Origin of the sequence: Rhodococcus sp. KB6 (assembly GCF_001445685.1) — a bacterium.
Classification (GTDB): Bacteria; Actinomycetota; Actinomycetes; order Mycobacteriales; family Mycobacteriaceae; genus Rhodococcus_F; species Rhodococcus_F qingshengii.
This window is the reverse complement of record NZ_LNAK01000070.1, coordinates 6431-15603: the sequence shown is the minus strand read 5'-3', so window position 1 is coordinate 15603 and position 9173 is coordinate 6431. Positions and strand designations below refer to the sequence as shown.

6 protein-coding genes and 2 pseudogenes are annotated in these 9173 nt (G+C 59.7%); 1 reads left to right on the top strand and 7 read right to left on the bottom strand.

The genetic code is table 11. The annotated features are described in order from the left end of the window. Positions 1-100: 100 nt before the first annotated feature. The 7 genes and pseudogenes from ASU23_RS12175 to ASU23_RS12155 form a co-directional block, all read right to left on the bottom strand. Positions 101-487 (bottom strand): hypothetical protein, encoded by a 387-nt coding sequence (locus ASU23_RS12175; RefSeq protein ID WP_058038008.1) that lies wholly within the window; start codon positions 485-487, stop codon positions 101-103. Positions 488-992: 505 nt separating this feature from the next. Beyond that, positions 993-1571 carry a hypothetical protein gene (locus tag ASU23_RS34845; protein ID WP_253741314.1) on the bottom strand — a complete coding sequence of 193 codons (579 nt, stop codon included), beginning with the start codon at positions 1569-1571 and terminating at the stop codon, positions 993-995. A 741-nt stretch (positions 1572-2312) separates the two neighbouring features. Continuing rightward, positions 2313-2462: pseudogene (locus ASU23_RS34840) on the bottom strand (zinc-ribbon domain-containing protein); the annotation flags it as partial. A 90-nt stretch (positions 2463-2552) separates the two neighbouring features. Continuing rightward, positions 2553-2672 (bottom strand): annotated as a pseudogene (locus ASU23_RS34835) (acyl-CoA dehydrogenase); the annotation flags it as partial. A gap of 16 nt (positions 2673-2688) precedes the next feature. Further along, the gene (locus ASU23_RS12165; protein ID WP_058038007.1) at positions 2689-3672 is read right to left on the bottom strand and encodes a nitronate monooxygenase family protein; all 984 of its coding nucleotides are present in this window, start codon (positions 3670-3672) and stop codon (positions 2689-2691) included. A 546-nt stretch (positions 3673-4218) separates the two neighbouring features. Beyond that, positions 4219-5985, bottom strand: a complete 1767-nt coding sequence (locus tag ASU23_RS12160; RefSeq protein ID WP_058038006.1) for a GMC family oxidoreductase — start codon at positions 5983-5985, stop codon at positions 4219-4221. Between the two features lie 513 nt (positions 5986-6498). Then, positions 6499-8505 (bottom strand): fatty acid desaturase, encoded by a 2007-nt coding sequence (locus ASU23_RS12155; RefSeq protein ID WP_058038005.1) that lies wholly within the window; start codon positions 8503-8505, stop codon positions 6499-6501. A 419-nt stretch (positions 8506-8924) separates the two neighbouring features. Here ASU23_RS12155 and ASU23_RS34830 point away from each other — a divergent pair. Continuing rightward, the coding region (locus ASU23_RS34830) for an aldehyde dehydrogenase family protein (RefSeq protein WP_253741310.1) at positions 8925-9173 on the top strand (249 nt) is incomplete at its 3' end.

Sequence of the window (9173 nt, the reverse complement as noted above, 5' to 3'; positions counted from 1 at the left end):
GGGACCGAATCTGACTCACAGCAGGTGGGGAACTATCTGGCCGTACGCGGGGAGAAACCATGGCCACAAAATGCGCCATAAATGGCCGCCAGTGGGGAGCTTACGATGGCCGTCGACAGCCGAGATGCCGAACGTAGCCGATCACGACCTCGACCCCAATCTGCCACGCGCGAAGCATCTCGTCGACAGGCACCCCTTCCTTCGCCCACGCTTCGCCGGCATCCGCGAGGTCGGCAACGTCGTCGCCTCTCAGCGATGCGCGCCCGCCACGCACGGCCGACAGGATCCGCACGACATCGCGGGCCATCTCATTGTGAAGCGCTTCGGTTCGGAGAGCACGATTCTCGGAATCCTCGACTCGCAGCGCAGCGCGAACTCGTTCGACCAGCTCGTCATGTTCTCCGATCAACGAATCAGTCAGAACGTTTCTAGCAGCGGTCATCGGCCCGCGTTCTCCCGCCGGCAGCAGTGAAAGAGGTGTAGACATTGTCGACTTCCTTGTTTGGGGCTCGAATCAACGCAACCGTGCGACGAGATCGATGAACTCGCCTGCATCTGAATGGGTTTCGTTGTGTGAGCGCGTCTTCGGCATTTCACCTACCCCGAGCTGGCGGGTAGCCGGTGGTCAGAGATACAGTTTCGAGATCTGAACAGGCCATGCTGTCGCGGACCGTGATGCGGTGCACCGCCTCGGCCTCATGTTGAGTCGTGCCGCTCAGCTCGGGTGTGACGCACGCTCGGCACAGACCGCGTCGGCAATCCGTAGCACGCGTATTCCGACCTGGCCGACGGCTTGGAGCAATCTGGCCGAATCTGTTGATCTCGACTGATAGATCGCTGCGCTTGAACGTGACGGCGTAGCGTCGGCAATCGTCGACCGGTCGGGTGAGTTCGGACGGCGTGAACGACTCGGAAACCCGACGATCTTTCCGTCCACAAGGTAGCGGCCACCCCACTCACAACTACGGCACGACATCATCTGCGTCGTCAGTTCACTGCGCACGGTGGAGAACCACAAGTCCGGGATTGGGGACTGGCAGGGAAGCGGCGCCTCCGAACGCACGGTCGTGGCCGTCACCCGCTCGATCACCGGAACCTGACTGCTCAGCAAACATGTTCTTTCCTTCGTGTCGAAGACTGTAAGCAGTGGTGGGTGGTTCTCGCTCCACCACCCATCTGCTTGAAATGACGTCAATTCCGTTCCCGACCTGCCCCAGACCGAAGACACCGTGGGCCAAGGGATCCGCCGTGTGCAGCGGATCTGGATGCCCGATCAACGCGTGACCAGATATCGGCGCACCGACAATGGACAGAGCGCCGCGATGAAATGCGATACCTGAGATCGAAGCAACCAATACAACCCTTCGGTCGAAGACAACCAAGGCGATCGACGACGCCGCGACGTGATCAGCGCGCAGCTTCCACACCCCACGTGCCCGCTCCCACAGCTCCTCCGGCGCCAGTTCCTGCGAATACCCGACGTAATCGCGTCCTAGCGGATCGTCCGCATCGGCGGGCGCCGAACTACCCAGCGTTAGCCGTACCGCCTTGGTCACCTTGCTGAATTTCATCTGCCGAAGTTGCTGCAGTGTCGATGTACCCTTCTGACGGTCGACGAAATCGTGATCAAAAGCGGGGTAGTGCCTGCCCGTGAGATCGACTGGGGGCATGTCTGAGTGCGTAGAAACGCGTTGTCGCTCAAGGAATTGCATCCGTTTCCCGACGTCGCCATCCAAAGGGGCGTCGAGAATGTCGAACCCCGCCTTCTTCAACGCCCACTTGATCTCGTGCGGATGGACGTCCGGCATGTAGTCCTGACGGAAATTCCCAGCATCTGCCGGTATGGCCGAGTACATCTGCGGGTGACAGCTGTGCGGTAGTGCTGTAAGGATTCGAAGCATGCACGCTCCGAGTATCTGCACTTCCGTCCATTTCCGCTGCCCATGAAACTGCACCCTGTCAATCACGATGTACAGGCAGAGCATCCGAACAAAGTATGCTTCCACCAGGGGAAATATCTGCTGCCACCATTCAACAACCTCGGATCCACGGCTGCAGAACAGCGCGTACAACGCGCTGACTTCGAGAAACTCGAGCGCAGCCAGAACATCACCAGCCTGTGGGTCGAGGATCCGGCGGGCACGTTCAGTGATTTCACACTTGTCACAGGGATTCGCGAGCACTCGAAAAAGGGAGTCTTTTCCAGACTGAAACCGGCGATGCCCACAACTGTTCACGGTGCACCCAGGAGCAATGCAGTGCAGACACGCGTAGATGTCGCCCTGCTTCCACATCATGTCGGACCGGCGTTGCCGCGGTGTCTCCTTCCATTCGTGGCCCTCCGGGCACAGCCACCACATCATGTCGTCCGACGAGTTCGTCACCGAACCAGGATCGATCCCCACGTTGCGCGTTGGATGCAACTGACGAAACAACGTCGGATGCCCATCCTCAAGACGCATACTCTCGAATCCTTCTCTTGTACAATCACTATGAGCACGACCAGGCTTTCAGTACCGTGTTGTCAAACGGCGGTTTGCGAGCCGCGTTGGTCGGTCGACGAGAGCGTTTTCTTGAGTACTGTCGGAGTGTGGTGTGATCTCGCGGGCAATGAACTCGCGCACAGTCTCTCGGTAGGCCTCGTGGTCGGCTGTGAACAGTGTTCGACGCATGGGTTGCTCTCCTGTCCTAGACGGAAACGCGTTCGGTCATCGAACGCAAGCGTGCCCCGATGATGACCTCTGCTTCGGACACCATGCGCTGGACCAACTCGTCGACGGTGGGGATGTCGTGGATCAGCCCCTGTGATGTGCCGACCGTCCAGATGCCGGCGTCGGGATCACCGGTTTCGTAGACGCTTCGCCCACGCGCTCCTGCTACCAGGTCGCGCACATCCTCGAATTGTCCGCCGCGGGAGAGTATGTCGACAACCTCTCGGCTGACGATGTTGCTTGCCACGCGTGCAGTATTGCGCAGTGGTCGGAAGATCAGTTCGGTCTGTGTTTCGTCTGCAGCGACGATGGCTTCTTTGATGTTCTGGTGGATCGGAGACTCGGTGGTGCACATGAATCGCGTACCCATGTTGATGCCGTCTGCTCCGAGCGCCAGCGCGGCGACCAGACCACGTGCATCAGCGAAGCCGCCGGAAGCGATCATGGGTATCGAAATCTTGTCTGCGGCCGCTGGAATCAAGACCAAGCCTGCGACATCGTCTTCCCCTGGATGGCCGGCGCACTCGAATCCGTCGATACTGATTCCGTCGACACCGAGATCCTGTGCCTTGACCGCATGCCGGACTGTTGTGCACTTGTGGAGCACTTTGATTCCGGCGTCATGGAAGATCGGCAGGTGAGGACCGGGATTGGAACCTGCGGTCTCGACGATCTTCACGCCTGAGTCGACGATCACCTGGCGGTACTCGTCGTACGGCGGTGGCGTGATCGACGGCAGAATCGTGAGGTTGACGCCGAACGGTTGATCGGTCAGGTCGCGGCATCGGGCGATTTCGTTCGCCAGGTCGGCCGGTGTCGGCTGCGTGAGCGTAGTGATGAATCCCAATGCGCCGGCATTGGCAACGGCTGCGACGAGTTCTGCTCTGCCGACCCACTGCATTCCACCTTGGACGATGGGGTGGCGAACGCCGAACGTTTCCGAGAAAGCTGTCGAGATCATGAAAATCCTTGTTGTTCTCTCGGGGACGAAAGGGTCATAGGTGGGATATTCCGGCGAGGTCACTAGGAATCGCAATAAGTCGAGCCGTATTCTGTGACTCACTCCCTGTTTTGAGGCGGGCATAGGTGACGATGTGCCCGCAGGGCCGCCGCACACCCGGCGCAGTTCCGCGTGAATGATGCCGTGGGGCGGCCGAAGACGAGATGTAGGTGACCGGCCATGCCCGTCTGTCTTGCAGGGCCACAACCAGAACGGTGATTCGGACGCGGATTTCGGGTCGGCTTCTGAATGAAACGGCAGAAGGGAGTTCATGGCGAAATCCTCTGCCCGAAGACAGAAGTGGTGCGGTTCGCATACGTGGTAGATCTATGAGGTGTTCTTTTAACCTGTCCATTCGTCAGGTTTCCTGCGGGAGTACGAGGTGGCTCACAGCTGCACTCGACGACCTCCGCCCCGCCCGCGTGGTTTCCTCCATCCTGTTCACCCCGTTCCCTGCCCACGTGCTCCGCCCGAAGCGCGAGACACGAAACGACGGGGTGCGAAGAACTACTTTCGACCAGCTTCATTTATCGACTCTGAGATGAGTGTTTCTTGGGTCGAACGGGTTGTTGGGAACGGAAGAAGGAGTTGGCCGGGCGCACCTGCAGGCACGGCGGGGGCGATGGGGGCGACAGGAGTTAGCCTCTTGTATGGCGACCCTTGCGCGGGTCGAGGATCGTTCTCGCCCTTGTTGGGCCAGAGCGCTGCGGCGCGTTCGGCTTGCGCTGCAATGGACAGCGCGGGGTTAACCCCGAGGTTCGCTGAGATCGCGGCACCGTCGACGACGAACAGCGAAGGGTAACCGTGGATTCGGTGGTACGGATCGATCACGCCTGTCTCACGCGTCTCGGAAATCGCCGCTCCGCCGAGGAAATGCGCTGTCATCGGAACATTGAAGATGTCGCCCCAAGTACCGCCGGCCACGCCACCTAGCTTCTCGGCGCCGATCCGCGCGGCATCATTGCCGCTAGGGATCCAAGTTGGGCTCGGCGCCCCATGACCCTGCTTTGAAGCCATACGCCGCTTCTTCGACCCTGGAATCTTCTTGGTGTAAGTGGTGATCGAGTTGTCCGTACTTTGCATCACCAACAGAATCAGGACACGCTGCCCCCAGTTCTTTTGGTTCAGAAGCAGTTTGAGACTGGATGGACTCTTCGTGATCCCTTTGAGGAGGGCGCCCAGCCGGGTGCGCTTCTCGCTGCCGTCGACGAGCAGTGTTTGCAGCAGGCCCATCACATTGCTGCCAGGGCCGTATCGGACGGGTTCGACGTGGGTGTCCGGGGTCGGGTAGATGGAACTTGTGATCGCGATGCCGTGGGAGAGGTCTTCGCGCGGATCGGCATGCGTCCGCACTGAACTGAGAATCGATTCCGAATTGGTGCGAGTGAGCACCCCGAGGCGGTCGGACAATCCCGCCAGCGCTCCAGTGTCCTTCAGATGATGCAGCAGGGTCTGGGTGCCCCAGGTGCCGGCCGCGAACACCACGTTGTCGGCGGTGTACACGACACTACGCTTGCGGACGAGTGCGCCAGTCCGCTCCGTGTGGACCTCCCAGACACCGTCGCGAGACTGCATCACTCGTGTAGCCGTCGTCATCGGAACGAACCGGGCGCCGCCGCGCTCGGCGAGGTGGATGTAGTTCTTCACCAGGGTGTTTTTGGCCCCCACCCGACACCCAGTCATGCACTGGCCACACTCAGTACATCCCGTGCGATCGGGTCCCACGCCGCCGAAGAACGGATCGTCGTCAACGCGTCCGGGCCGGTTGAAATACACGCCAACCGGAGTTGAGGTATAGCTGTCCGCCACACCCATCTCCGCGGCGATCTGCTGAATCACTCGATCAGACGGGGTTTCGTGTGGGTTCTTCACCACACCGAGCATCCGCCGCGCTTGGTCATAGAAGGGGCTAAGTTCGGCATCCCAGTTCGTGATGTCCTTCCATTGCGGATCATTGAAGAACGGGGCCGGCGGTTTGTAAAGAGTGTTCGCGTAGTTCAGTGACCCGCCACCTACGCCCGCGCCGGCTAGCACTACAGCGTCGTTGAGTAGATGAATTCGTTGGATGCCGAAGTAGCCGAGTTTGGGTGCCCACAGGAACTTCTTGAGATTCCAGGTGGACTCTGCGAAATCCTCGTCGGCGAACCGCCGACCCGCCTCGAGGACGCCGACTCGGTATCCCTTCTCTGTCAGGCGCAGCGCCGTAACACTGCCCCCGAATCCCGATCCGATCACGAGCACATCGAAATGGGTACCAGTTGTTTGCTCGGTCATGTTTCTATTGCCGTCCAGTTTGGTCCAAGGGGCTGATGGATGTACCTGCCCTAGAGCGTCTTCGCGATCAGGGCGCCTAGCGGGGGCCAAGTCTCACTCGCAATTCAGTAAAGTGAATAGGGAATCTTTGTGCGTACTGCGCATCAGGGAGGACCACTGAAGTTAATGGCCTGCCGGGTGCGGAAGCAGGTCCGCGGGGCGCGCGTAGCCGCGCTCTAGTTCGACGGGGGTGAGACGTGGACGGAACACGCCCAGCGCTCTCAGTAGAGCCAGATCGACCATGAGTGATTGCCTTCCAGCCCTGGGATCGGTCAAGCTACGAAGGGAAGATTTGTCTCGCACGCAGGTCCTATGCGCGCGCCCGCGATCCAAACTGCGCAACCTATCCCGGCAGGCTCGTCCGTACGTAACGAGCGCGCGTTCTCGTGTGAGCTTCTCGGTGGTCGCCGCACCGATAACCATCGACGCGCCAGTCACGATCGTGACCCTGTCCTCACGTGTTCGCATCTCGCTCTATCCTTGGTAATCCACGGTGACTGACGGCGTGGTCGGGCGCGACTGACAGGTGAGTACGTAACCATCCTTGACATCGGCCTTCGACAGAACGAAGTTCTGATCCATAACAACCGATCCGAGCGTTACTTTCGCTTTGCAGGTTCCACAGGCCCCGCCGAGACATGCATATGGCGCCTCGATCCCGGATTTGAGTGCGGACTCCAGGACAGTGTCGCCGGCGGCGAGTTTGACTTCGTGTTGCCGCCCTGACAGGCCCACCACGACGGTGGCCGCGTCGAAACCGTCAGTGTTCCTGAGGGTTTGATGTCCCTGAAAAATCTCGACGTGAACATGGTCCGTATTGGCGCCGCGCTCGATGAGGAGCTCGCGAACGTCGGTTAGCATCTCGACAGGTCCGCATAGGAACCACTCGTCCACCAGACTCGGTGTGAGTTCGGAGTCGAACCAGTGGTCGAGCTTGGTTCTGTCGATGCGTCCGCTCAGAAGTGGTGGGTGCCGGGGGTCCCGGGAGTGCACGTGCACGATCCGGAGTCGGTCGGCGTAGCGGGCCTCAAGGTCGTCGAGTTCGCGGCGAAACATTGTGCTCTCGGCATCTCGATTGCCGTAGATCAATGTGAAGTTGCTTTGCGGCTCAACGACGAGTGTCGTGCGCAGAATCGAGAGCACCGGCGTAATGCCACTACCCACAGCGATCGCCGCATATCGCTTCACTGCGAGGGGGTTTAGTGGCGCGCCGAACGAACCGGTCGGCGTCATCAGATCGAGTGTGTCACCTGGTCGTAGATGTTCCATCGCGAAAGTGGAGAATGTTCCGCCGGGGATGTGCTTGACCGCAATCGCCAAAGTGCCGGAGTCGGCCGATGAGCAGATGGAGTAATTGCGACGTACTTCCGTGGTCCCAATCTTGGTGCGAACTGTGAGATGTTGTCCTGGTTCGAACGAAAACTGGTCCTCCAGTCCCTCTGGCACGGCGAACTTGATCAGCACGCTCTCCTTGGTCAACTTGTCCACGCTGGAGACCGGAATCGTATGGAAACCGAGCGTCCCCGAGGATCGAGCAGCCTTCCGGAGCGGGAGGAGCCGCCTCATCCTGCCGTTCAAACGCTTCCAGTCGCGGTACTCGTCCGGGGTGAGTTGCTGGCCGAAAGCCGTGCCGATAGCAGCGCCACGCTCTAGATACTCTTCCTCGTTTCGCTGCCATGCTGCCACGTAGCGGTAGAAGGGAACAGACGGATGCAAGTGGTGGACGAGATGATAGTTCTGAGACAAAAGCAACGGGGTCAGGAACCATTCCGCGCCGACACGGTTGCGGGTTGCGCGGTATCGGTTCTCCTGTTGCGTGTCTTTCAGGTCGTGATGCGGCAGCCAGTCGAACCACCATGCGAGCACAAACATGGCGACTCGCTCGGGGATCAAATAAACCAGGGCAAGCGTCCAGAAATGCCCGGTCAGCGCGCATGCGAGGATCACAACGGTACTCGTAACCAGTAGTAGCGACGTCTCCACCACCTCTACTCTCGGGCGACGTCTGACATTGCGGACGATGAAGCTCAGGTACGGAAAGTCCATGAGACCGAACCGAAGCGGTGCCTGCCATAGCGGAGAGCCGCTGATGAAGTGGTCGGGATCGTTGTCGTCGTCATTGGTGTTCCGATGATGTTCGATGTGGATGAATGCGAACGATCTGAAGGAAATCAGCGGCGAGACGAAGAACATCGCAATTCGTCCGAACGCAGCGTTGACCCAGCCGTGGGTGCTGATCGAGTAGTGAGAAGCGTCGTGCAGCACAGTGAACAATACAAAGATCGCGATTGCGCTGAGCCCGATAGTCACCGGCGCAGGAAGTGCATCAGCCAGTGCAGCCCATGTGGAAGCCGCGAAGAGCGCGATGGCGCCGGAAAAGATACCTACAATCGGCCACGATATCCGTGGGACCCGTTCACCGGGATCCGGAAGGACCTGGTGAGGGCCTCGGCGCGCAGGAAGCTCGGTAGATGTTGCCATGATTGAGACAGTACGAATGAACGACTAGCCGGGCTAGTGACCTAGCGCACATTGAAATGTGCGTGCCGCACATTTTGTCAAATCGGCCGGGTCTTTGAGCTCAGCAATGGATCGAGCCGGCCGACCATAACTTTTCAACGCTTGACCAGAAACGATCTACGGGTATGATCCAGTGGAGTCCGGTTTCTGCGGGACAACGCCCAATGCGGCCCAACCCGCCGGTTCTCGTTTCGCATGATGCTGCTTTCCCGGTGACCGGCGCGCTCTGCGCGATCGCTGCAGTCATGTCGTTGTTGATCGCAAAACGTCCGAAAGAGGCAGTATTGGTTGACTCTGTCTGATTCGGCACTGTGATCGGTACCACCGACGGGGTAAGTTGTGTGTAACTCCAAGAACTACTCACCAGTAGGGGTACTGAAATGCCTGCTCCGTCCGCTGCGACCTTCTCGCGGCTCGCCGATCTGATCGCCATCGACAATGTTGCCGATCGCCCGACGAAGTCCATCACCGAGGTGTTCACCGGCAAGGAGCTGGCGACCATCCCCGTCGGCACCGCCGACGACGCACTTGCGGCCATCGCCCGTGCGCGCGTCGCCCAGAAGGAATGGGCCAAGCGTTCCGTCCTCGACCGCGCTGCCGTCTTCCACCGCTACCGCGATCTCATCCTG